Raw genomic sequence first — 23409 nt, forward strand, 5'->3', positions numbered from 1 at the left:
CGCCGCGGCCGTTCGGCGCGGGCGCGGCGGCGGCGCACGTGCGCCTGGCCGGCGCGGCGCGCGGGCGCATTGCCGCCGCGGCGCACGAGCGCCTGGCCAACCGGCGGCCGCGCGGATAGAACGCCGGGTACTGATGGGAATGGCGAGCGGCGGCGTCCGCGTGCGGCTGACCGGAGTCCGGCGCGTGTTTTCGGTGATGGACGACGCGGGCCGCGCGCCCGGCGCCAAGGCCTCGGGCGTGGTGGCGCTCGACGGCATCGATCTCGACATCCCCGCCGGCGCGTTCGTCGCGCTGCTCGGGCCCTCCGGGTGCGGGAAATCCACGCTGCTGCGCCTCGTCGCCGGGCTCGACCGCGCCGACGCCGGCGCGGCCGTCATCGAGCCCGACGCGGGGCTCGGGGGCGCGGGGGGCGCCGGCGCGGGCGGCAGCGCCGGCAGCGCCGACGCCGCGGGGGGCGGGCGCGCGCCGATCGCGTACGTGTTCCAGGACGCGCACCTCCTGCCCTGGCGGAGCGTGCTCGACAACGCCGCCCTGCCGCTCGAGCTCTCCGGAGCGCCGCTCGCGGAGCGCCGCGCCGCCGCGCGGGCCGCGCTCGCCCAGGTCGGCCTGGCCGACGCGGGCGCGCGGTACCCGGCGGAGCTCTCCGGCGGCATGCGCATGCGCGTGTCGCTCGCCCGCGCGCTGGTCACGCGCCCGCGGCTGCTCCTGCTCGACGAGCCGTTCGCCGCGCTCGACGAGCTCACCCGCACCCGGCTCGACGATCAGCTGCGCGCCCTCTGGACCGAGCTCGGCATGACCGTGCTCTTCGTGACCCACTCGATCACCGAGGCCGCCTACCTGGCCGAGCGCGCCGTCGTGCTGTCCGCGCGGCCGGCGCGCATCGTCGCCGACCGCACGCTGGACCTGCCGGCGCAGCGGACCGCCGCGCTGCGCACCGAGCCGGCGTTCGCGCGCGAGGTGCGGGCCCTTGAGGAGGCGCTGGAGCGAGGCGGGGCGTGAGGGGCGGGCCGACCGTGCCTGCGAGCTCGGCGCTCCGTCCGTGGGGGGTGGGTGAAGTCGCATGGGCTCAGCGCGCCCGGTTGCCCTCACGGGCAGCCCCGGCTCGTCGCCCCTGACCGCGGGGCGTCGCCGGCTCCCCGCCGCGCTACACTCCGACGTGCCCACCATGGCCAATGCGATCCGCATTCACACCCAGGTCACCTCCGATACCCTCCACATCCCGGAGCTCTCGGCCCTCGTGGGCAAAAACGTCGAGGTGATCATCCTCGAGGAGGAATCGGCCCCGCGTAGCCCCACGCCGCCGGCGCGCAAGCTCGGGGCGCTCCGAGGCCTGTTCGATGTCCCCGAAGACTTTGATGCGCAGTAACCTCCCGTCACGCGATCTCGTCCGCAGCCTTGCCGTACCATCACCGAGATCCGTTCGATCGCCTCTTGGTGGCACAGGCGCTCTGCGAGGGCTCGGCGCTCGTCACGATGGACGAAATGCTCACCCGCTACGGCGCCACGGTGCTCTGGGCCGGCTCATGATGGGGTAGCGACCTCTCAGCGGCGCACGTCCGGCGTGTCCGTGCTCGGAGGCGTCCACCTCGACTCGCGCGCTGCGAGGTCATCGCGCTGCTCAGGCCCTCGTCATGGTGGGCATGACGAACCCCCGAAGCGAGGCCGTCCCGCACGGCCCGCTTCCCCGCTCCCCGTCGCCGCTGCCCCCTGCCGCCGAGCGACGCCCACCGTGGGCGGAGCTCCCACTCGCCTCGCGACGCCGCGCGCGAACGCGCTTCCATGCCGTCGGCGCCCCCGTACAATCGGCCCATGCTCACGTCCTCCCGGCGGCTCCTTCGCTTCGTGATCCCCTGGTCCGCAGTGCTCGCTGCAGCGGCCTGCAGCAAGCCGGAGATCGCCATTCCGCCAGGCGAGGGCGGCGGCGGAGAGGGCGCCGGCACCGGCGGAGACCCGGGGTTCGGCGGGATGCCCGTCGGCGGCGGGGGCATGGGCGGCAGCGGCGCCGGCAACCCCTGCGACGGCGTGGAATGCCGGCCGGATCAGCGGTGCGAGGTGGAGGACGGACAAGGCATCTGCGTCGACAACGCCTGCGACGACCTCGAGTGCGGGCCGACCGAGGAATGCCAGATCACCTCCGACGGGGGCGCGATCTGCGTCGACATCGGCTGCAGCAGCGACCTCGAGTGCCCCATCGACCGGTTCTGCGACGGCGCGCTCTGCAAGCAGGATACGTGCGTCTCCGGCGAGCGGACCTGCGACGGGAACGTCCTCACGCAGTGCGTGTCGAACGGCAGCGGGACCAAAGAGCTGTTCACGTGCGGCGGCAACGCCTACTTCGAGAGCACGTGCACCGACGGCGAAGGCACGGGACAGGCAGAGTGTCCCTGCGAGGACGACTGGGACTGCCCGACCCACGCGTCCTGCGAGGTCGGCTCCTGCACCGGCACCGGCGAGCCGCCCACGTGCCTCCTGCCGCCGGAGCCGTTCGCGAACGTCCTGCCCCAGATCGAGATCCAGTGGGGCGGGGCGAACCGCGCCAGCTCGAGCGCGATCGGCAGCCCGTTCCCGACCTCGGCGCAGAACGTCATGACGCCGCTCGTCGCCAACCTCGACGACGACAACGGCGACGGGCGCATCAACGAGCTCGACTTCCCCGAGATCATCTTCACGACCTTCTGCGGCAGCGACTTCGCCAGGAACGGCGTGCTGCGCGCGATCCACGGCGGCGGGCCCAACAAGGGGCGCGACTACCTCGCCGTGCTCGGCAGCACGATCTGGAAGGAAGGCGACGCGACCGACCTCGCGTACACCTGCGCCAACGCGACGCTCAACTCGACCTCGGCGCTCGCCGTGGGCGACATCGACGACGACGGCGTCCCCGAGATCGTGGCGATCACCGAGTCGTCGGGGCTCCAGATCTTCAGCAACACGGGCAAGACCAGGCTGCTCGCGAACAACCTCTGGAGCGGCTACCCCGAGCCGGCGCCCGCGATCGCCAACATCGACGGAGAAGGGTTCGCCGAGATCGTCGTCGGGCGGCACGTGTTCACGCTGGAGGCCGGGGAAGGAGACGCGCTGTCGATCCGGGACCAGTTCCAGGGGACCCTGATGCACGGGCTGCAGACCGTGGTCGCGCTCGGGCCGATCCCGTGCGTCGCGAACATCACCGGCGACGCCCGCCAGGAGATCGTCGCGGGCAGCACCGCCTACGCCCTCCCCCGCCCGCCGGCCGGGGTGACCCGCATCTCCGAGTGCACGCCGCCCTACGCGAGCCCCGAGGAGACCGCGTTCTGCAACGGGGAGCTGCTCGTGGTGTGGGACGGGCAGGGCGTCAACGGCGCGGCCACGATCCCGAACTCGCAGCGCGACGGGTTCTGCGCCGTGGCCGACGTGCTCGGGACCGACCAGGCCGCCGCGCCCGGGCCGAACAACCCGCTCGACCACGTGCCCGAGGTGATCCTCTTCAACAACGGCTACTTCTTCGTGCTCAACGGGCAGACCGGCGCCGTCGTGCGCCGCACGCAGATGATCAGCGCGACGACCCGCGACGGCGGCGCGCCGAACATCGACGACTTCGACGGCGACGGCTTCCCCGAGGTCGGCACCGCGTTCGGCCTGAACTACGTGATGCTCGACCTCCAGGAGCCGACCGAGGAGTGCCCGGCGTGGCCGAACGCCTTCCGCGACTCCGGCACGGGGCTGCAGGGCAACCCGGAGCGGACGCCGAACGGGGTGCCGTGCGACGAGGACGCGGATTGCGGGAGCTCCGGCGCGGCCACGTGCAACACGCAGCGCGGGACGTGCGTCTGCTACCACAACGGCTGGCAGCGCGTCACCGAGGACAACTCCAGCCGCGCGACCGGCTCGAGCGTGTTCGACTTCAACGGCGACGGCGCCGCCGAGGTCATCTACAACGACGAGTGCTACTTCCGCATCTACGACGGCGTGAACGCCCAGGTGCTGTTCAAGGAGCACTCGCCGAGCCGCACCCGAACCGAGTACCCGGTCGTGGCCGACGTCGACAACGACGGCAACGCGGAGATCGTGTTCGCCACGTCGAACGAGTCGACCTTCTGCTCGGAGGGCACCGACTACAACAACGGCCTCGAGGTCTGGGGCGCGCAGAACGATCTCTGGGTCTCGGCCCGGCGCATCTGGAACCAGCACGGCTACCACGTGACGAACGCGCTGGAGAGCGGCGGCATCCCGAAGCAGGAGCCCGAGAGCTGGAAGGAGTACGGCGGGCGCGGCTACAACACCTACCGCTCGAACCCGCGGTCGTACGGGATCGCGCCGGATCTCCAGCTGAACGGGATCCAGATCTCGTCGCCCGACGCGGTCTGCGGCGAGCTCTCCGACAACATCAACATCACGGTGCGCGTAGAGAACGCCGGCGACCTCCGCGTCGGCCCGGGCGTCATCGTCAGCTTCTACGGCGAGTGGGACGCGCCGCCCGTGTCCGAGGAGCTCACGGAGGCGAGCGGCGAGCCCCTCCAGATCGCGCTCACGACGAGCATCGAGCCGCACAGCTCGATGCTCCTCACGGTGAGCTACAGCGCCCCGAACAGCGCCCAGGGGGCGTTGCCCGACCGCGTGCGCGCGGTCGTCGACAAGGACGCCGTGGAGCGCGAGTGCAAGGAGGACAACAACGAGCTGACCGCCGTCGTGGACGCCGGCGACGCGCTGCCGGACCTCCAGATCGAGGTCGGCCGGGTGAGCACCGCGAGCTGCCCGGGCACGGTCGGCGTCCCGACGACCATCAAGAACGCCGGCTCCGCGCCGGCCAGCGACGTGCTGGTCCGGTACTACGCGGGGGACCCCAGCCAGGGCGGGAGCGCGCTCCACGAGCAGGTCGTCCCGGGGCCGATCGCGCCGGGCGCGAGCGAGAGCTTCACGGCCACGATCAACGGCTTTCCGTCGAACACCATGATCCTGATCTACGGCCTCGTCGATCCGGACGGGACCATCGACGAGTGCAACGACGGCAACAACAAGGACGCCGCGTCCGACAAGGCGCAGTGCGACGTCGCCAACTGACGCGCGGGCGGGCAGCCGCGGAGGCCGCCCGCGCCGGCGCCGGCGGGCCGGGGGCCCGAGGGACCCGGGCCGGCGGCGGCGCACGAACGCCGGCACCCTCCGCGGGGCGCAGTGCTATGCCTGTGCGCCGCGCCCTCCGCCCCGACCGCGCGCCGCGCGCCGCGCGCCAAGAGCCCCCACGCCTCCATGCTCGGAACCTCGAACCTCGCGAAGTCGTACGGTGATCGGACCCTCTTCGAGGGCGTCTCTCTCAAGCTGAACGCGGGGTCCCGCTACGGCCTGGTGGGCGCCAACGGCTCGGGGAAGACCACGTTCCTCAAGATCGTGTCCGGCGACGAGCCCGCGTCCGAGGGGTCCGTCAGCCTGCCGAAGGACGCCCGCGTGGGCGTGCTCCGGCAGGACCGGTTCCTCAGCGACGACGAGATCATCCTGGACCTCGCGATGATGGGCGACCGCGTGGTGTGGGACGCGCTCGTCGCGTCGCGCCGCCTCGCGGAGGACGGCGGCGACCCGGGCAGGATCGCCGATCTCGAGGACCTCATCCGCGCCCACGACGGCTACACGCTGGAGGCGCGCGCGAGCGCCGTGCTCGAGGGCCTCGGCATCCCCGTGCCGGCGCACCGGCGGCCGCTCTCCACGCTGTCGGGCGGCTTCAAGCTGCGCGTGCTGCTCGCGCAGGTGCTGCTCGGCGGCTCGGACGTGCTCCTGCTCGACGAGCCCACGAACCACCTCGACATCCTGTCGATCCGCTGGCTGGAGAAGTTCCTCGCCGGCTACAAGGGCTGCGCCGTCGTCATCTCCCACGACCAGCGCTTCCTCGACAACATCGCCACGCACATCCTCGACGTCGACTACGAGACGATAACGCTCTACACGGGCAACTACGCGGCGTTCGTGGTCGAGAAGCAGGCGATCCGCGAGCGCAAGCAGGCGGAGATCGCGCGCGCCGAGAAGATCATCGCCGACAAGCGCGCGTTCGTGGAGCGGTTCGGCGCGAAGGCGACCAAGGCGCGCCAGGCGCAGAGCCGGCTCAAGCAGATCGAGAAGATCGAGGTCGAGGAGCTCGCCGACACGTCGCGGCGCACGCCGGTGTTCCGGTTCGCAATCCAGCGGCCCAGCGGGCGCGACGTGCTCGAGGCCCGGGGCATCTCCAAGGCGTACGGCGACAAGCAGGTGCTGCGGGACGTGTCGCTGTCGGTCCGGCGCGGCGAGCGGGTCGCGGTGATCGGGCCGAACGGGCTCGGCAAGTCGACGTTGCTCAAGATCCTCGTGGGCCGCCTCGCGCCCGACGCCGGCGGCGCGTCGTGGGGCCACGAGGCGCGCGTCGGCTACTTCGCCCAGGACCACCGGGAGCTGCTCGTGGACGGGTCGATGACGCCCCTCTCGTTCCTGTGGGCCGCGTGCCCCGACGAGTCGCCGAGCTACGTGCGCGGGCAGCTCGGCCGGGCGCTGTTCTCCGGCGACGACGTGGAGAAGAGCGTCGGCTCGCTCTCCGGCGGCGAGGCCGCGCGGCTCATCTTCTGCCGCATCCTCGTCGAGCGCCCCAACGTGCTCGTGCTCGACGAGCCGACGAACCACCTCGATCTGGAGGCGATCCACGCGCTCATCGAGGGCCTCAAGACGTTCGAGGGGACGGTGCTCTTCGTCTCCCACGATCGCTTCTTCGTCTCCGAGCTGGCGACGCGCATCCTCGAGGTCACGCCGAGCGGCCCGCGCGATTTCCCCGGCACCTACGAGGAGTACCTGGCCGGCTGCGGCGACGATCACCTCGACGCCGACACGGTGGTGCTCAAGGCGAAGCGCGAGCACCAGAAGGCCGCCCCCGCCCCCGCGGCCGCCGAGGCCGGCGGCTCCTGGGAGGAGCAGAAGCGCCGGCGCAACCGCCAGAAGGAGCTGCCCGCGCGCCGCGACAAGGTGCTCGCCTCCATCGAGGCCGCCGAGGCCCGCAAGAAGGCGATCCACGACCTCTACTGCAGCGACGGCTTCTTCGAGCGCACCCCCAAGCCCGAGATCGCCGCGCTCCAGGCCGAGGAAGAGGCCCTCGGCCCCCGCATCGACGCCCTCATGGCCGAGTGGGAGCAGCTGGAGCAGGAGCTCGCCGAGCTCGGCGCCCCCTAAACCTCCCCCCACCAAGCAAAGAGCGGCGCGTCGCCCGCACAGGAGACGGGCCCAGATCGGCGTTTTCGGCGCGCAAGCGCACTCCTGTGCGCTGAGCACCGAAAACGTCGAGGTGGGCCCGTATCCGAAGCGGGCGACGCGTCGCTCAATGCCCTCGATTTTTGCGGCTGGCCATGTCGATGCCGACGGCGAGGACGAGGATCACGCCCTTGATGATCGGCTGCCAGAAGCTCTCGGTGTTCATCAGGCTCATGCCGTTGTCGAGCGACGCCATGACCAGCGCGCCGAGCAGCGCGCCCCAGACCGTGCCCTGCCCGCCGAGGAGCGAGGTGCCGCCGATGACGGCGGCCGCGATGGCGTCGAGCTCCATCATCCGGCCGGCGTCCGACGTCGCCGAGCCGACGCGGGCCGTGAGCACGACGCCCGCGATGCCCGACATCACGCCCATCAGCGTGAACACCGCGACGAGGTGCCGGTTGATGTTGATGCCGGAGTAGAAGGCCGCCTCCCGGTTGCCGCCGATCGCGTAGAGGTGCCGGCCGAACGCGGTGTGCTTCGAGAGCACCGAGAACGCCGTCGCGAGCACGAGGACGAGCAGCACCGGGAACGGCACGCCCTGGTAGTCGTTCATCACGCCGACGAACACGAGCGTGAGCATGGCGAGCCCGATCCACGGCCCGCGCGCCGTGCCGGTCGCGCGCACCGCCCGGTACACCAGGAAGGCGCTGATCGCGCCGGCGATCGCCCAGCCGAAGGCGTGCGGCACATAGGCCTGGCCGACGAACAGGTAAGGGCGCGACGGCGAGATGGACACGCCGCCCGTGGAGCCGAGAATGGAGCCCTGGTAAATGAGCATGCCGCCGAGCGTGACGATGAAGGGCGGAATGCGCAGGCGGGCCACGAGGGTGCCCTGGATGAAGCCGAGGACGGCCCCTAGCAGGAGCGGCACGAGGAACGCCGCCGGCAGCGGCCAGCCGAAGTTCACGAACGTTATCGCCGACGCCGCGCCGAGCAGGCCGGCGAGCGCGCCGACCGAGAGATCGATCTGCCCGGCGACGATCACCATCACCATGCCGATGGCCAGGATCGAGGTCACCGACATCTGCCGCGCGAGGAGCGTCAGGTTGCGCGACGTCACGAACGTCCCATCGGTCGTGATCGAGAAGACGATCCAGATCGCGACGAGCGATCCCACCATCGAGAGCGTGCGCCAGGGAATACGCACGCCAAGCTTCCCCTCGCTCATTCAGTCACCTTCTTCGTGGCCGCGGCCATCACGCGCTCGGCCGTGGCGTCCTTCCGATCGAGGCAGGCGGTCATCCTGCCCTGGGTGAGGATCAGCACGCGGTGGCTCATGCCGAGCAGCTCCGGCAGCTCGGAGGACACGAGCACCACGGCCAGCCCGCCCGCCGCGAGATCGTGGATGAGCCGGTAGATCTCCGCCTTCGCGCCGACGTCGATTCCCCGGGTCGGCTCGTCGAGCAGGAGCACGCGCGGCCCCGCCATCAACCATTTGCCGATCACGATCTTCTGCTGGTTGCCGCCCGAGAGCTGGTTGGCGAGCGCGAGCGGCCCCGGCGCCTTGGTCCGGAGCGCCCTCATCTGCTCGATCGCCTTCACCTCGCGCTCGGCGTGGTCGAGGAAGAGCCCCTTCACGAACCGCCGCAGCGTCGCGAGCGTGAGGTTGTCGAGGAGCGTCGACTCAAGCACGAGGCCGTAGCGCTTCCTGTCCTCGCTGACGAGCGCGATGCCCGCCGCGATCGCCTCCGCAGGCGACCTGAACGGCGGCGTGGCCGGCCTGCCCAGGACCGAGATCGAGCCGGTGACGCGGCTCGTGGCCGCGCCGAAGATCGTCGACACGAGCGCGGTGCGGCCGGCGCCCATCAGGCCGCCGACGCCGAGCACCTCGCCGGCCCGCACCTCGAAGCTGACGTCGCGCAGCACGAACCGCCCGGGGTGCCCCGCGTCCTCGACCGACCAGCGATCGAGCGCGAGCGCGACCGGGCCCTCCGGCGGCGGCGGGCACGGGTACAGGTTCGTCACCTCGCGGCCGACCATGAGCGAGATGACCTTGTCGGGCGTGAGCTCGGCCCGCGGCTGCGTCGTGATCGACCGCCCGTCCCGGAGCACCGTGATGCGATCGGCGATCTCGAAGACCTCCTCGAGGCGGTGGCTGATGTAGATGCAGGAGACGCCGCGGGCGCGCAGGTCGCGCAGCAGGTTGAGCAGCGTCCGCACGCCGGACTCGGTGAGCGCGGCGGTCGGCTCGTCGAGCACGAGGATCTTGGCGTCCTTGAGCAGCGCCTTCGCGATCTCGACCATCTGCTGCTGGCCGATGCCAAGGTCCTTGATCGGGCGCTCCGGGTCGACGTCGAGGCCCACGCGCTCGAGCGCCCGCCGCGCGAGCGCGCGCACCTCGGCCCAGTCGATGAGCCCTCCCCGGACGGGCTCGCGCCCGAGCACGAGGTTCTCTGCCACCGTGAGCTCGGGGACGAGCGCGAGCTCCTGCGCGATCAGCGCGATCCCGTGCTCCTCGGCGCTGCGCATCCCGCTGAACTCGACCCGCTGGCCGGAGAGCCGGATCTCGCCACCGTAGGTGCCCGCCGGGTAATACCCGCAGAGGGTCTTGATGAGCGTGCTCTTGCCCGCGCCGTTCTCGCCGCACAGGGCGTGAATCTCGCCCTCCTGGAGGTCGAACGAGACGCCGTCGAGCGCCTTCACGCCCGGGAACTGCTTGGTGATGGATGCGAGCTCGAGGAGAGGCATTGTCCTGGGGAGCAGGTGCCGCGGTGCGCTAGCGTTTGCCCGGGTAGCGGCGGCGATGCAAGCACTTCTTTGCGTCCCCGGACGAATGCCCGCCGGAGCGTGCGTGTGGGGGGCCTCCGGCGCGGGGCCCCTCGGGAGTCGAGCGTTCAGGCGCTCACTCGTAGAAGCCGATGTCGTCGACGCAGAAGTCGAAGTCGACGTCCTTCGCGACCTGGAACCGGATCGAGTACATCGTCGTCGTGTCGATCGTCTCGGTGAGCGGGGCGAGGCCCCAGCCGCTGACCTTCATGTCCTCGAAGGCGATCACGTGCTGCTCCCACTGCTCCGAGAGGCGGATCGGGCCGGCCCAGTTGTCGTTGCACCCCATCTCCGTCGCCTCGGGGTCGCAGTGCCCGCCTTCCGCCGTCGTGCTCTTGTCCGAGATCAGCACCTTCACGCTGTCCTGGGTGCCTGCGGCGTGCTTGGCCCAGAACGTGATGCCCCGGTACGCCGAGCCGTCGTAGGACATCCTGGTCGCCTCGACGTACAGTAGATCGAGGGCGATCGCGGCGCCCCACTCCGTGAAGCCCGATCCCTTCGTGCAGGCCCCGATCGTGCTCTGACCGCGCGGCGGCGTGAGCTCGGTCATGGCGAAAGGATCGGCGCCGGCTCCGGCCGGCGGCGTCTGCGTCGCGCCCTCCGTGCCGTCGTTGAAGCTGTACCAGTATCCTTTCCTGCCGCCCGCCTCATGGATGGCGTTGTCGCCGTCTTCCATGTCGTCGATCATCTCTGCGACGGCCGGGGGCGCCCCGCCGCCGCCCGTGGCCGACGTCGAGGACAGGGTGCCCGTCGAGCCGGCCGCGCCGCCCTCCCCTTCCTGCAGGTGGTAGCCGTCGTCGAGCCCCGCGACCTTGGTGCACCCACCGGCCGCGAGAACCCACGCAGCCCCTATCCATGCCGCCCGCTTCCTCTTCGCCATGTCTTCTCCTGTCGCCGCCGCGTGGACGTCGTCCACGTCGCGCCGCGCAGCCCACCGCGCGCCGCGGCCCAGGGTACCATGGAGTTGAAGAGGGAGAGGCGGAGGGGGCGTGAGGGCCTCCGACGCGGAGGCCCTCGGGGCGGCGAGCGCTCAGGCGCTCACTGGTAGAAGCCGAGGTCGTCGATGCAGAAGTCGAAATCGACGGCCTGCGCGACCTGGAACTGGATCGAGTACAGCGCCGTCGCGTCGATGTTCTCGGTGAGCGGAGGGAGGCCCCAGCCGCCGACCTTCAGGTCCTCGAAGGCGATCGCGAACTGCTGCCACTGCTCCGTGAGGGTGATCGTGCGGGCCCAGTTGTCGTTGCACCCCATCTCTGCCGCGTCGGGATCGCAGTGGCCGCCTTCCGGCGTCGTGCTCTTGTCCGAGATCATCACCTTCACGGAGTCCTCGGTGCCCGCGGCGATCTTGGCCCAGAACGTGATTCCCTGGTGGGCCGAGCCGTCGTAGGCCGCCTTGACGCCGTCGGTGCTCAGCAGATCGAAGCCGATCCCGGCGCCCCAGGTCGCGAAGCCCGATCCCTTGGTGCAGGCCGCCTTCGTGCTCTGCTCGCGCGCCGGCGTGAGCGCGGTCATGGCGAAAGGATCGGCGTCTTCCCCGGCCGCCGGCGTCTGCGTCGCGTCCGGGGTCTCGTCGTTGAAGCTGTACCAGTACCCTTCCCTGCCCGTCACGACCCGGATGGCGTTGTCGCCGTCTTCCATGTCGTCGATCAGGTCCGAGATCGTCGGGAGCTCCTCGCCGCCGCCCGTGGTGGCGCTGGTGGTGGCGCCGGTGGTCCCCGTGCCCGTTCCCGCCCCCGTGCCCGTCCCCGTGCCGCTCCCCGTGTCCGTCCCCGTCCCCGTGGTGCCGGTCCCGGAGCCGGTGCCGCCCGAGCCGCCCCCGCCGTCGCCGTCGTCGCCGCACGCGACGAACGCCGCCACGGCCAGACCACACACCGCCAAGTTAAAGCTGCGCAAGAAAATTCCAGTCTTCATGCGTTCGTAATCTCCGTAGCAGAAGCCCAAGAATCAGGCCTTACCTTACTGACGCCGGACATTCGATGTGTTGTGAGGTGTCCTGGCGGCGCAGAGTATCGCCCGGAATTTCAGGGCCCGCAACCTTGTTCTTCTCGCGCTGGAATCGGCGCTCGCCGCGCGCCACGAGCCGCGCGTTTCCCCGCAATTTCCTGGATGTGGCCGCTCGCAACGGCGCTGGGGTCGCGCAGCGTCATGGAGACGTGAGCGGCTGGATCATCGTGAGTGGCCATGTCCTTGCAACACGCCGTCGCGGGCTCTCTGGACGAGAGTCGAGGGGGGAAAGATGGCAAAGGGGAAGGCGATCCGGCGCGCGCGGGCGCGCGCCGGCGCGCAGCGGGCGGAGCAGGCCGCGGGCCGGGAGCGGGGCGCGACGGAGGTCGCGGCGCCGGCGAAGCCGGAGAGGGCTTCGCTGATTAGGCTCTTGCGGGCGGCGAGGCAGCGCGGGCGCTGCGCGCCGCTGCCGGCGAGGCGGGGAGTCGCGAGGGCGCTCGCGGGGCGCGCGCAGACGGTGGTTTACCACCTCTACGCGCGGCTCACCGGGCTGTCCGAGGGGCGGCCGGCGCTCTGGGTCTCGGCGGCGGCGGCGCTGCTCGCGGCGCTCCGGGCGCCCGCGCCGCGGGTCGCGAGCAGCGTCACGGTGAGCAGGCCGCGCGCGGCGGTGCTCCGCGCGCTGCTCGACGCCGAGGGCCTGCGGCGCTTCATGCAGGGCGTCGAGCGCCTGGAGCCCGGGACGGGCGCGTGCGAGGGGAAGGCGACGATCCAGGCGAGGGGCGCGGGGCGCGCGCGTGGCGGCGAGAGCGGGCGGACAGGCATCGTGTCGGTCGAGCCGGCGCCGGGAGAGCGGGGGACGGAGATCAAGGTCGTCCTGCCCGGCGCGCGGCCGAGGGGGCTTGTCGCGCGCGCGGCCGCGAAGGTGCTCGCGGAGGCGCCCAGGCGGCGGCTGCGGGGCGATCTGCGGCGGCTCAGGCAATGGATCGAGGTGGGCGAGATCCCGACGACGGCGGGGCAGCCGTCGGGCCGGCGAGGCCAGGAGAGGAGCTGATCATGCGCGCGATCTGCTGGAACGGGGTGAATGACGTCGTGGTCGAGTCGGTGCCCGAGCCGAGGATCGTGAGCCCGCATGACGCGATCGTCCGCGTGTCGCTGTCGTCGGTGTGCGGGTCGGACCTGCACCTCGTGCACGGGTACATCCCGGCCATGAGGCGCGGCGACGTCCTCGGGCACGAGTTCCTCGGCGAGGTGGTGGAGACGGGCGCGGAGGTGAAGCGGCTCCAGCGGGGCGACCGGGTGGTCGTCTCGTCGGTCATCGGGTGCGGCCGGTGCGTGTATTGCGAGGGCGAGCTCTGGTCGCTCTGCGACAACTCGAACCCGAGGCACGTGGTGACCGAGCGGTTGTTCGGGGACACGATGAGCGCGATCTTCGGCTACTCGCACGCCTTCGGGGGCTTCGCGGGCAGCCACGCCGAGTACGTGCGCGTGCCGTTCGCGGACCACGGCGCCTTCAAGGTGCCGGACGGGGTGCGGGACGAGAGCGCCGTGTTCGCCTCCGACGCGCTCCCGACAGGCTACATGGGCGCCGAGCTCTGCGACATCCGCCCGGGCCAGGTCGTCGCGGTCTGGGGTTGCGGAGGCGTCGGGCAGATGGCGATCAAGAGCGCCTATCTCTTCGGCGCCGCGCGGGTCATCGCGATCGACAGCCGCCCCGACCGCCTGGCGATGGCGAAGGTGCACGGCTGCGCCGAGGTCCTGAACTACGCCGAGGTCGACGTCCAGGAGGCGCTCCGGGAGCTGACGGGCGGCCGTGGTCCCGACGCGTGCATCGACGCGGTCGGCATGGAGGCCGAGGGCACGGGGCTGCAGTATACGTACGACCGGGTGAAGCACGCGCTCCGGCTGCAGAACGACCGCCCGCTCGTGGTGCGCGACGCGCTCCTCGCCTGCCGCAAGGGAGGCACGGTGTCGATCGTCGGCGTCTACGCCGGCTTCGCCGACAAGATCCCGCTGGGCGCGCTGATGAACAAGGCGCTGGTCGTCCGGGCCGCGCAGCAGCATGGACAGCGGTACATCCCGAGGCTGCTCGAGCTCATCCAGCGCGGCGACATCGATCCATCGTTCCTCCTGACGCACCGCATGTGCCTGGACGACGGCCCGCGCGGATACCGCCTCTTCGAGGAGCGCGCCGACGGGTGCATGCGCGCGGTGTTCGCGCCCTGAGGCCTGCGGACGTACCGCCGGGCTGCCCGGCCCGAGGCGCCGCCGTTCGTCGCGCGGCGCGACGGACGGCGGCGCCCCGGGCCTACCCTCTCCACGGAGCCAGGGGCGGGCCTGGCGATGTGGAGCTACCGGCCTTGCTCCTGCTGCGCCTTCGCGAGCGACGCCTGGATCGCGCGCGCCCTCTCCAGGTGGCTGACCACGTCGGCGCGGACGCGCTGGAGCTCCTGCTTCAGCGCCTCGTTCTTCGACCTCGGGATGAGGTGCTCGTCCAGCAGCCGCAGCGCGTGGCGGTGCGTCATGACCTGCGTCGTGATGTACGCGAGATCGAACTTCTCGGCCGGCTGCTTCCGAAGGAAGTTCCCGACGACCGACGTGTGGCCGGTGATCATCGAGCTCACCCGCGTCGGCTGCGTCTCGATCCTGAGCCGCTTGAGGAGGGCGCTCAGGCGGCGCTCCGACCGGGTGTGGGCCTCGATCATCTCCCTCGCGAAATCCTTGACCTCCCGGCTCCGCGCCTGCGTGCGGGCGATCGTGGCCTGGAAGATCTCGAAGCGGTTCGTCGCCGAGACGACGCCGGCGATCGCCCCGTCCGAGACCTGCGCGTGGGATCCCTGCGCCCGCGCCGACTGCTGCCGGAACTGCTGAATCACCCGCTGCTGGAACTGCTGCTGCTGGACGTACTGGCCGCCGTGGAGAGCCTCGTCCTCATCCCCGGCCGCGAGGGCGGCGCTGCCGATGACGCTCGCGGCGAGGGCGGCGAGCACCGCGACGTGATGCCTGAAATGATGGCGCATCATGGTTCTGTCCTTTCCTGGGTTCCCGCGGCGCGCTGCAGGGACGATTGAATCCATGGACGCCCGCGGGGTTCACGACCTCTGCGTACGTCTTCAGCGTTAAGCAAGCTGCGGACCTGCTCTCGACGGAACCAGCGAGACCGCGCTGCGCACGCGCCGGCGCGCGGAGGCGTCGAGGAGGGCAGTCGCCGCGCACCGGGCCCTCGCCGCCGCGGCGTCGGGCGCGCTCGCGTCGGGCGACGAGAGGGCTTGCGGGGCGCCGGCCCCGGTGGTCAAGTGCGGGCTCGGTCGAGGTGGTCATGGCCGCCTCGCCCCGCGGCGATGAGCTCGCCCGGAGGTCTTCGCGCATGGCGGACCGTGGTTTCATCCTCACGCCGACAACCCGGATCGTCGCCGGATGCCCAGAAGTCCATCTCCACGCGGTGATGGCGGACGGCGAGCCGGCGCTCGTCATCGAGGACCGGTTCAGGCCCTACTTCTTCGTCCGCGCCCGCGACGAGGACGCCGCGCGGCGGATCGCCGGCGGCCGCGTCGCGGAGGAGGCGCTCACGACGCTCGACGGAGAGCCCGTCCTGCGCGTCGACGTTTCGCTCCCGCGGGACGTCGCCTCGCTGCGCGAGCGGCTGGCAGACGCCGGCGTCGAGTGCCTCGAGGCGGACGTGCGCTTCGCCTACCGGTTCTTGATCGATCGCGGCATCCGCGGCGCGTTCGCGGTCTCCGGGCCGTTCGAGCGCCGCCCCGGCGTCGGGCGCGTGTACCGGAACCCGGAGCTCGCGCCGGCCAGCTTCGTCCCGAGCCTCCGCGTGCTCTCGCTCGATATCGAGACGAGCCTCGACGGCGAGCACCTCTATTCGATCGGCCTCGCGGGCGCGGGCGGGGAAAGGTGCCTCCTCGTGCGGGGCGAGCCCGTGCCCGGCGGGCTGCCCGACTACGTCGAGCGGTTCTCCGACGAGCGGGCGCTGCTCGAGCGCTTCCTCGCGCACGTGGCCGAGGCGGACCCCGACGTGCTCACGGGCTGGAACATCCCGGACTTCGATCTCCCCGCGCTCCAGCGTTACTGCCGCCGGGCCGGGCTGCCGTGCGCGCTCGGGCGCGGCGACGAGGAGATCTCGATCCTCCGCGATCCGGGCTTCTCGCGCGAGGCGCGCGTCGTGCTCACGGGGCGCGTGGTGCTCGACGGGCTCGCGCTCCTGCGCGGCGCCTTCATGCGCCTCGACGACTACCGCCTCGAGACCGCCGCGCGGACGATCCTCGGGCGCGGCAAGCTCTTCGGGCCCGAGGATCGCGGGGCGCAGATCGAGGCGTCGTACCGCGACGATCCGGCGCTCCTCGCGGCGTACAACCTGGAGGACGCCCGCCTCGTCCGGGACCTCCTGGAGAAGACCGGGCTCGTCGAGCTCTCGGTGCGGAGGAGCCTGCTCACGGGCATGCAGCTCGACCGGGTGGGCGCGCAGATCGCCGCCATCGACTCGCTCTACCTGCCCGCGCTGCGCGCCCGCGGCAAGGTCGCCCCGTCGGTCTCGGGCGAGGCGCCGGACGGAGAGGTGGAGATCGCGGGCGGGCTCGTGCTCGACTCGGTGCCGGGGCTCTACCGCAACATCCTGGTGTACGATTACAAGAGCCTTTATCCGAGCCTGATTCGCACGTTCAACATCGACCCGCTCACGTTCGTGGCCTGGGACGCCGAGGAGAGCGCGGCCTTGATCCGGACGCCGGGCGGCGCGGCGTTCCGGCGCGGCGAGCCGGGCATCCTCCCCGAGCTGGTCGCGCGCCTCTGGGACGAGCGGGCGGACGCGCGGCGGGCGGGCGACGAGCGCGGCGCGACGGCGATCAAGATCCTGATGAACTCGCTCTTCGGCGTGCTCGGCTCCCCCGCCTCGCGCCTGTTCTCCCCCGCGGTCGCCAACGCGATCACGAGCGCCGGCCAGCACGTCATCCGGCTCGCGGCCGAGGCGGTGCGGCGGGCCGGGCACCGGGTGCTTTACGGCGACACCGACTCGCTCTTCGTGGAGAGCGGCGAGCCGGACGCCGCGCGCGCCCTCGCCCGCGCCGAGGAGCTGCGCGCCCTCGTCTCGGGGTCCGTCGCGGCCGAGATCGAGCGGACCTTCGGCTGCGAGAGCCGGCTGGAGCTCGAGTTCGAGAAGCTGTACACGCGCTTCCTGCTGCCCGAGCTGCGCGGCGCCGCGCAGGGGAGCAAGAAGCGTTATGCGGGCCTCGTCGCCGAGGAGCGGGGCGACGTGGTCGAGATCGTCGGGCTGGAGGCGGTGCGGCGGGACGCGAGCGCGGTGGCGCGGCGCTTCCAGCGGGAGCTCCTCGATCTCGTGTTCCACGACCGGCCGGTGGCGGAGTTCGTGCGGACCTTCGTGGCGGAGCTCCGCGCGGGCCGGTTCGACGCGGAGCTCGCCTACAAGAAGGCGCTGCGGAAGCCGCTCGACGCGTACACGAAGACGACGCCGCCGCACGTGAAGGCGGCGCGCAAGCTGGGCGGGGACGTGGGGAGGATCGTGACGTACGTCATCACCCGCGCCGGGCCCGAGCCGGTCGGGCAGACGACGGCGCCGCCGGACTACGACCATTACGTGACGCAGCAGCTCAAGCCGATCGCGGACTCGGTGCTGCGGTGGCTCGGGGGCGAGGACTTCGACGCGATGATCGGGGCGCGGCGGCAGCTGTCGCTGTTCTAGAATACCGATCACGTTGATCGAGCGAGAAGTGAGACGCCAAGGACGCCAAGGACGCCAAGGACGCCAAGGACGCCAAGGAGATGATGTCTCGGCGTCTTCGGCATCTTGTTCGAGATTCTGCTCGTTTCAGGTGAGTTCAATCCGTTTGTCGCTCTAGGGTGCCGTGGCGACCCGAGCGACGCGAGGAAGCGCATGACCCTCCCTGGCCAGGAAAACGGTCATCGTGAGGCTGCCATCCTGCGCTTCCCCGGTCTTCGCAGCGAAGCAGTCCCGGCAAATCTCGGAATGGAGTACCTGCTGCATGAACGAGCGGTACCCCTCCACGTCGTCGTGGACCACCTCCAGCCTGCACATCGAGGTTTTGCACGACACCGATCGGATGTCCACGGACGTCGACAAGAAGGGCTCGACGGCCGCCTCTACGTTGTTCCGCGCCTCGTCCGCCCATCGCGAATCCACTGGCTCGGCATCGAACCGGCCCGAGATCTCCTGCACGACGCGCTCGTGCGTCGCCACGCCGCGCACCTCCGCCGCGCTGTGCGTCGGCGCGCGCTCCTCGAGGCGGGAAGGCTCCGTGTTGGGCTCCGGGCCTGTTTCGTCGTCGAGCTCCGCGGGCGCCTCTCTGGTCCCTGGAACGGGGCCCCTCGAAGATTGCTTCTGCGCGGCGATCACGGACCTCCGCAGGCGCTCCACGCTGCTGGACGCGCCCGCGGCGGTTTGTTCTGCCCGCGCCACGGCGCTCGACAGGCTACGCACGCTCGCGTCGGCGTCGCGCTGCCTGGACATGCCCCATAACGCCATTGCGAGGACCACGACAACGGCTGCAGACAAGCCGATCCTGCTCATAGAATTACAACCCTCGTAAAAACGGACAGTCCAACTACCGAGCGACCGCAGGCGCCGGCGCCCCCCGACGTCGCACGAGGCGAACATCGGACGGTCGCGCGCCGGCGCCGTGCGGCCGCTCGATCCCTCGATTGACCGCGCCGCGCCTCTCGACGGGAAGCGGTCAACCGCTCAGGCTGGTCACGGCGACCAGTGGAAGGCCGAGACCCCTCCCGTCTGCGGGATATCGCAGTCGAAATGCAGCGTCCCCGCCTCAGGGACCCAGATCGAAGGCGCCGACTCGTTCAGCCAGCCCCACGAGGTCGACGCGCGATCGGCGTAGACCGACCAGCCCGACAGGCCGTCCGACGTGTTGCTGACCGCCCAGCATTTGACGACGGTGGATCCGGTGCCCCTGCCCGCGACGCTGAAGTCGTGGAACTCGTTCGAGTTGTCGATCGGCGCGTCGACGAGCCACTTGCGGTAGCCGGAGCAACTCGAGTTCGTGAGCTGGTTCCAGCCGCTCGAGAAGCACGTATCCTCGCTGGCGACCCACGGCTTGCCGTTCAGCGGGGTGCTCCCGCGAGCGCTCGCGCCGGCGGCGGGCAGGGCAACGACAGCAACGCTCATGATCGCAAGGACAAATTTCTTCATGGTCATCCTCCATTCACACAGCCAATCAATCACGAGACACGACCAACAACGGTTCATCGATTTCCACGCGCGCGGCAGCTTCCAAGGAGATCCGCCGGAGCTCACGAGGAGAGCTCGCGTCCGCCCCTCCCTGGCACCTCGTCTCCCAAGGTCATCCTTCGATTCGCGAAGACGGGCGTGGTGAGGTGCCGCTCTGCCGCTCTCGGCCTCGCTGGCCTCGGGCTCCTCCCCGTCGTCGATGGAGGTCTATGCAGGGCGCCCATCGCGGCTGACGTCGCAGCCCTGCGTTTCACCGCCGCGCGGGCGTCGGCACCTCTCCCTCCGCCCGAGACAGGTGGGGCGCCTGCCCTGGCGCGCGCGGCCCCGGGGACTTCGCCCACGGCGCAACGTGCGCCGCGCCCGGGCCGGCAGGAGCAAGATCCCGGCGAACGGCCGGCCCGCACGGGCGGCCGGACGGGGCTCTCGGGCTGCGAGCGAGACGAGCGGCGAGATCGCCTTGCTCTCACACACGGTGCCGCCGGCGCGCGATACTGCGCGCGCGGCGCGGTGAGCGCGGCCGCAGAACGGAGCGAGCGCGGTGATCAGCGGAAGGTGCCTGTGCAGCGGCGTGCGGTTCGAAATCACGGGCGAGATCGGCACCGTGGTCCAGTGCCATTGCTCGATGTGCCGGCGCGCGAACGGCACGGCGTTCGCCACGAACGCGCCGGTGCACGCGGACGTGTTCCGCATCGTGCAAGGGCAGGAGCTCATCACCGAGTACGAGTCGTCGCCGGGCCGGCTCAGGGCGTTCTGCTCGCGCTGCGGCTCGCCGGTCTACTCCCGCATGCCCGACCGACCCGAGATCCGGCGCGTGCGGCTCGGCACGCTCGACGAGGACCCGGGCGCGCGGCCGGTGGCCCACATCTGGATCAGCGCGAAGGCGCCCTGGGACACGCTCCCCGAGGACGGGCTGGAGCGGTTCGACGAGGCCCCGCCGCAGCCCTATTACGCCTCACCCCGCCCGGCCCGCTGAGCTCTGCGCGGCGCGCTCTCCCACGCTCGGCGACACGAGGAGCGGAGGTGAGCGCCGGCGCCGCGGGCGGGCGGGCGGGCGGGCGGGCGGGCGGGCGGCAAACGTCGGCCACGCCGGCCCGACGAGCGCGCCGTGGCGCCATGGCATGGTGGTACACTCGACGAGAGACGCACGTCTTGCGACGATGTCGCACGAGGAGAGGAGTGTTCATCATGTCGAGCTGCGGTCTGAAGAACGTCTCGCTGGGAGCGCTCGCGGCGCTCGGCCTCTCGCTCTCGGGCTGCTCCGGCGACCCGGGCGCGGAGGGCGGGACGGCGACGGAGTCCTATTATCGGGACGTCAAGCCGCTCGTGGACGCGAAGTGCACCGGCTGTCACCAGGAGGGCGGTATTGCCCCCTTCTCGCTCGCCACCTACGACGACGTGAACCGCTGGAAGGGCCCCGCCCTCGCCGCGGTGGAGGGCCGCACCATGCCGCCGTGGCCTCCCGCGCAGGGCTGCGCCGACTTCGCCTCCAACCGATCGCTCACGGACGACGAGATCGCCCTGTTCTCGCGGTGGGTGAACGCCGGCGCGCCGGCGGGCGACCCCAAGGACGCGGCGCCCGAGGTCGAGGCGCCGCGCACGGCGCTGCCGCGCGTGGATCACACGCTCACGATGGCGGAGGCGTACACGCCCCAGGTCTCTCCCGACGATTACCGCTGCTTCTTGCTCGACTGGCCAGGAACGACCACCGAGTACGTCACCGGGATGAACCTCGTGCCCGGGAACAAGAGCATCATCCATCACATGATCGCCTTCCTGGCGAAGCCCGATCAGGTGGAGCAATACGAGATGCTCGACGCGGCCGACCCGGAGCCCGGCTACGAGTGCTTCGGCGGCCCCGGCGGAGGTCAGGGGGCGATGAGCTGGCTCGGCGCGTGGGTCCCCGGCTCGGTGGAGAACCGGCTGCCCGAGGGGACGGGCATGGAGGTGCCGGCGGGATCGAAGGTCATCATGCAGCTGCATTACAACACCCTGACGGCCGAGGCGGTCCCCGACCAGACGGGCCTGGAGATCATGGTCGAGGACGCCGTGGAGAAGCCCGCGTTCGTGGTGCCGTTCACGAACCCGGCGTGGATCCTGCGGAAGACGATGGATATCCCCGCCCATTCGAAGGACGTGGCCCATGCCTTCACGCAGGAGCCTTCGGCGTTCCTGAAGCGCGCGTCGGACGACGCCATCTCGGGAGACAAGCCCGTGACGATCTACAGCGCCGGGCTCCACATGCACACGCGCGGGGTGAAGGCGGTCACGGAGCTTATCCGAGCGGACGGGCAGAGGGAGTGCCTCCTCGACATCCCGCGCTGGAATTTTCACTGGCAGGGCACGTACGGGTACACGCAGCCCAAGGTGTGGAACCCCGGCGACGAGATCAGGATCGAGTGCCACTACGACAACATGACGGACACCGATATGAACTGGGGCGAGGGGACGCTCGACGAGATGTGCCTGGGGACCCTCCTCGTCTCGGAATGAGGCCGCAGCCGCCGGCGCCGCCGGCGCGTATCCCAACCTCGGGCTCCTCCTCGAAGAGGATCCCGCAGCGCGGACCGCCTACGGTTCGAGCGAGCAAGACGCCCTGAGCAGGCGCCCGTGGCTCCTGGTCTGTTACACGGACGAGTCGACATCACAGGATCGACCTCCGCGCGCCCCATCGCGGGCGCGCGACGGCGGGCGGCCTCGGCCGCGGGACGGGGCGCCATCCACGGCGTGACTGGCGCCGCTCACCCCCGCGATGGCCTGTAGACAGCCGGGCGCAGTCGAGCAGCAGCCATCCTGAGCGTCAACACGCCTCGCCACTCCATCGCGCAGAGGGGCTACCATGCTCGGCATGAAGGTCCTCGGCCCCGACGGCGCGAGCTTCGAGCTCCGCGAAGACCCCGATGGATTGCTGTGCACGGTGCTCGACGGCGACCTCTCGGAAGACATGGCGCACGCGCTGGCCGCCGCGTGTCTGCACGTGGTGGAGAGCGGCCGCGAGGTGCTTTTGCTCTGCGACGCGCGTCGCGCGGGCGCCCTCCCACCCGCAGTGCGCAAGGTGCTGGCGGACGAGATGCGCAGCGTGCGCCTCGTCGGCGTCGCGGTCGTCGGAGCGAGCTTCGCCATGCGCGTCGTCGCGACGCTCACCGCGAAGAGCATCGAGCTCCTGTCGGGACAGCTGTACCCGGTGAAGTTCCTCGCCACGGAAGCGGAAGGGCGCGCGTGGCTGCTCACGCAGCGCGAGGCGCTCCGGGCCAAGCGCGGGCCGGTCGCGTGACGGCACGCCCCGCCGCCCGTCGCTCCTGATCTGTTCCACGGAAGAGTAGGAGTCACACGCTCGACGCCGGCGCGCGCCCGACCGCGGTCGCGCGGCGGCGCGCAGGGTTGCCGCGCGGCCAGCGCGCTGCGAACGTGGCGCCCGTGACCCCGCCGCTCCGACTGCTGCTCCTCCCGGGCCTCGACGGCACCGGCGCGCTCTTCGAGCCGTTCGTCTCCGCGCTCTCCGCGCTCTCCGCCGACATCGCGCCGGAGGTCGTCCGTTACCCCGCGGACAGGGCGCTCGACTACGACGCGCTCGAGGCGCTCGTCGCGGAGCGCCTCCCCGCGCGCGGGCCGTACGTGCTGCTCGGCGAGTCGTTCTCGGGCCCGCTCGCGCTGCGCCTCGCGTGCCGCCGCCCCGGCGGGCTCGTCGGCGTCGTCCTGGTCGCCACCTTCGTCACGAACCCGGTGTGGCTCGTCCCCTCGCTCGCGCGGCACCTCGTCGGGCCGTGGCTCTTCCGCCGGCGCGCCCCGGAGTTCGTCTCGCGCCACTACCTCGTCGGCGCGGGCGCCTCCGCGGCGTGGATCGAGCGGGTCGCCGCCAACGTGGAGACCGTCGACCCGGCCGTGATGGCCGCGCGCGTGCGCGAGGTGCTCTCCGTGGACGCGCGCGCGCTGCTCCAGCGCTGCGCCGTGCCCCTGCTCTACCTCGGCGCCGCGGGCGACGCGCTGGTGCCCCCGCGCGTGCTCCGCGAGATCTGCCGCCTGCGGCCCGACCTCGAGTGCGCCACGGTGGACGCCCCGCACCTCGTGCTTCAGCTCGCGCCGGAGGCGTCGGCGCAGGCGATCGAGGTCTTCCTGAGGCGCGTGGCCGCGCAACCGACACGCGCCGCGGACGCGGCGGACGGCGCCTGACCGGCGTCTGTTCACGCAGGCCGCGCGGGATCACGCATATTTCGTGATGATGTCAGTATTGTATCCTGGCGGTTTCCTG

The 23409-nt window shown here is 71.4% G+C and carries 18 protein-coding genes; 11 read left to right on the forward strand and 7 right to left on the reverse strand.

What is annotated here, in order from left to right:
- Nucleotides 1-139 precede the first annotated feature (139 nt).
- The 4 genes from WMF43_RS31350 (at nt 140) to abc-f (ending at nt 7156) form a co-directional block, all read left to right on the forward strand.
- Nucleotides 140-1000, forward strand: coding sequence for an ABC transporter ATP-binding protein (locus WMF43_RS31350; RefSeq protein WP_437684131.1), 861 nt, complete (start codon nt 140-142; stop codon nt 998-1000).
- Between the two features lie 166 nt (nt 1001-1166).
- Nucleotides 1167-1367, forward strand: a complete 201-nt coding sequence (locus WMF43_RS31355) for a hypothetical protein (protein WP_437670333.1) — start codon at nt 1167-1169, stop codon at nt 1365-1367.
- A gap of 443 nt (nt 1368-1810) precedes the next feature.
- Entirely contained in the window at nt 1811-5038 is a 3228-nt protein-coding gene (locus WMF43_RS31360; RefSeq protein ID WP_437670335.1) for an FG-GAP-like repeat-containing protein, read from the forward strand.
- 186 nt (nt 5039-5224) lie between these two features.
- Complete coding sequence (abc-f, locus tag WMF43_RS31365) at nt 5225-7156, forward strand: ribosomal protection-like ABC-F family protein (RefSeq protein WP_437670337.1); 1932 nt, start codon at nt 5225-5227, stop codon at nt 7154-7156.
- A gap of 145 nt (nt 7157-7301) precedes the next feature.
- Here abc-f and WMF43_RS31370 read toward each other — a convergent pair whose 3' ends face one another.
- The 4 genes from WMF43_RS31370 to WMF43_RS31385 form a co-directional block, all read right to left on the reverse strand.
- Nucleotides 7302-8402 (reverse strand): sugar ABC transporter permease, encoded by a 1101-nt coding sequence (locus WMF43_RS31370; protein WP_437670338.1) that lies wholly within the window; start codon nt 8400-8402, stop codon nt 7302-7304.
- Nucleotides 8399-9922 carry a sugar ABC transporter ATP-binding protein gene (locus WMF43_RS31375; RefSeq protein WP_437670340.1) on the reverse strand — a complete coding sequence of 508 codons (1524 nt, stop codon included), beginning with the start codon at nt 9920-9922 and terminating at the stop codon, nt 8399-8401. Before WMF43_RS31375 ends, WMF43_RS31370 begins: the two co-directional genes overlap by 4 nt.
- Before the next feature lie 154 nt (nt 9923-10076).
- The gene (locus tag WMF43_RS31380) at nt 10077-10880 is read right to left on the reverse strand and encodes a hypothetical protein (protein ID WP_437670342.1); all 804 of its coding nucleotides are present in this window, start codon (nt 10878-10880) and stop codon (nt 10077-10079) included.
- 158 nt (nt 10881-11038) lie between these two features.
- Nucleotides 11039-11911 (reverse strand): hypothetical protein, encoded by an 873-nt coding sequence (locus WMF43_RS31385; protein ID WP_437670344.1) that lies wholly within the window; start codon nt 11909-11911, stop codon nt 11039-11041.
- Between the two features lie 463 nt (nt 11912-12374).
- Here WMF43_RS31385 and WMF43_RS31390 point away from each other — a divergent pair, with 463 nt between their 5' ends.
- Both WMF43_RS31390 and WMF43_RS31395 read left to right on the forward strand, forming a co-directional pair.
- Nucleotides 12375-12995: a hypothetical protein gene (locus tag WMF43_RS31390; RefSeq protein WP_437670346.1), complete on the forward strand. Its 621-nt coding sequence runs from the start codon at nt 12375-12377 to the stop codon at nt 12993-12995.
- A gap of 2 nt (nt 12996-12997) precedes the next feature.
- Nucleotides 12998-14167: a zinc-dependent alcohol dehydrogenase gene (locus WMF43_RS31395; protein WP_437670348.1), complete on the forward strand. Its 1170-nt coding sequence runs from the start codon at nt 12998-13000 to the stop codon at nt 14165-14167.
- A 125-nt stretch (nt 14168-14292) separates the two neighbouring features.
- On the opposite strand, the gene WMF43_RS31400 is transcribed toward WMF43_RS31395, so the two are convergent.
- A complete protein-coding gene (locus WMF43_RS31400; RefSeq protein ID WP_437670350.1) occupies nt 14293-14964 on the reverse strand; it encodes a DUF4142 domain-containing protein in 672 nt (223 codons plus the stop codon).
- A gap of 344 nt (nt 14965-15308) precedes the next feature.
- On the opposite strand from WMF43_RS31400, the gene WMF43_RS31405 reads away from it, so the two are divergent.
- A complete protein-coding gene (locus WMF43_RS31405) occupies nt 15309-17645 on the forward strand; it encodes a DNA polymerase II (RefSeq protein WP_437670352.1) in 2337 nt (778 codons plus the stop codon).
- Between the two features lie 153 nt (nt 17646-17798).
- On the opposite strand, the gene WMF43_RS31410 is transcribed toward WMF43_RS31405, so the two are convergent.
- Together WMF43_RS31410 and WMF43_RS31415 are read right to left on the reverse strand one after the other, a co-directional pair.
- Nucleotides 17799-18491, reverse strand: a complete 693-nt coding sequence (locus tag WMF43_RS31410; RefSeq protein ID WP_437670353.1) for a hypothetical protein — start codon at nt 18489-18491, stop codon at nt 17799-17801.
- Nucleotides 18492-18671: 180 nt separating this feature from the next.
- Nucleotides 18672-19124 carry a hypothetical protein gene (locus tag WMF43_RS31415; RefSeq protein ID WP_437670355.1) on the reverse strand — a complete coding sequence of 151 codons (453 nt, stop codon included), beginning with the start codon at nt 19122-19124 and terminating at the stop codon, nt 18672-18674.
- Between the two features lie 577 nt (nt 19125-19701).
- Between WMF43_RS31415 and WMF43_RS31420 the strand changes: the two genes are divergently transcribed.
- From WMF43_RS31420 to WMF43_RS31435, 4 genes are all read left to right on the forward strand, one after another.
- Complete coding sequence (locus WMF43_RS31420; protein ID WP_437670357.1) at nt 19702-20136, forward strand: GFA family protein; 435 nt, start codon at nt 19702-19704, stop codon at nt 20134-20136.
- Between the two features lie 212 nt (nt 20137-20348).
- Entirely contained in the window at nt 20349-21653 is a 1305-nt protein-coding gene (locus WMF43_RS31425; protein ID WP_437670359.1) for a monooxygenase, read from the forward strand.
- 346 nt (nt 21654-21999) lie between these two features.
- Nucleotides 22000-22434: an STAS/SEC14 domain-containing protein gene (locus WMF43_RS31430; protein ID WP_437670361.1), complete on the forward strand. Its 435-nt coding sequence runs from the start codon at nt 22000-22002 to the stop codon at nt 22432-22434.
- Between the two features lie 143 nt (nt 22435-22577).
- On the forward strand, nt 22578-23330 hold the full coding sequence (locus tag WMF43_RS31435) for an alpha/beta fold hydrolase (RefSeq protein ID WP_437670362.1): 753 nt from the start codon (nt 22578-22580) through the stop codon (nt 23328-23330).
- Nucleotides 23331-23409: the final 79 nt, after the last annotated feature.

This window comes from Sorangium sp. So ce131 (assembly GCF_051519095.1).
Taxonomy (GTDB): Bacteria; Myxococcota_A; Polyangia; order Polyangiales; family Polyangiaceae; genus Sorangium.

Coding starts and splice junctions, on each gene's coding strand:
- WMF43_RS31400 (WP_437670350.1), bottom strand. CDS start 14,964: ATGATGCGCCATCATTTCAGGCATCACGTCGCGGTGCTCGCCGCCCTC.
- WMF43_RS31395 (WP_437670348.1), top strand. CDS start 12,998: ATGCGCGCGATCTGCTGGAACGGGGTGAATGACGTCGTGGTCGAGTCG.
- WMF43_RS31415 (WP_437670355.1), bottom strand. CDS start 19,124: ATGAAGAAATTTGTCCTTGCGATCATGAGCGTTGCTGTCGTTGCCCTG.
- WMF43_RS31425 (WP_437670359.1), top strand. CDS start 20,349: ATGTCGAGCTGCGGTCTGAAGAACGTCTCGCTGGGAGCGCTCGCGGCG.
- abc-f (WP_437670337.1), top strand. CDS start 5,225: ATGCTCGGAACCTCGAACCTCGCGAAGTCGTACGGTGATCGGACCCTC.
- WMF43_RS31355 (WP_437670333.1), top strand. CDS start 1,167: ATGGCCAATGCGATCCGCATTCACACCCAGGTCACCTCCGATACCCTC.
- WMF43_RS31375 (WP_437670340.1), bottom strand. CDS start 9,922: ATGCCTCTCCTCGAGCTCGCATCCATCACCAAGCAGTTCCCGGGCGTG.
- WMF43_RS31370 (WP_437670338.1), bottom strand. CDS start 8,402: ATGAGCGAGGGGAAGCTTGGCGTGCGTATTCCCTGGCGCACGCTCTCG.
- WMF43_RS31385 (WP_437670344.1), bottom strand. CDS start 11,911: ATGAAGACTGGAATTTTCTTGCGCAGCTTTAACTTGGCGGTGTGTGGT.
- WMF43_RS31380 (WP_437670342.1), bottom strand. CDS start 10,880: ATGGCGAAGAGGAAGCGGGCGGCATGGATAGGGGCTGCGTGGGTTCTC.
- WMF43_RS31405 (WP_437670352.1), top strand. CDS start 15,309: ATGGCGGACCGTGGTTTCATCCTCACGCCGACAACCCGGATCGTCGCC.
- WMF43_RS31360 (WP_437670335.1), top strand. CDS start 1,811: ATGCTCACGTCCTCCCGGCGGCTCCTTCGCTTCGTGATCCCCTGGTCC.
- WMF43_RS31350 (WP_437684131.1), top strand. CDS start 140: ATGGCGAGCGGCGGCGTCCGCGTGCGGCTGACCGGAGTCCGGCGCGTG.
- WMF43_RS31410 (WP_437670353.1), bottom strand. CDS start 18,491: ATGAGCAGGATCGGCTTGTCTGCAGCCGTTGTCGTGGTCCTCGCAATG.
- WMF43_RS31430 (WP_437670361.1), top strand. CDS start 22,000: ATGCTCGGCATGAAGGTCCTCGGCCCCGACGGCGCGAGCTTCGAGCTC.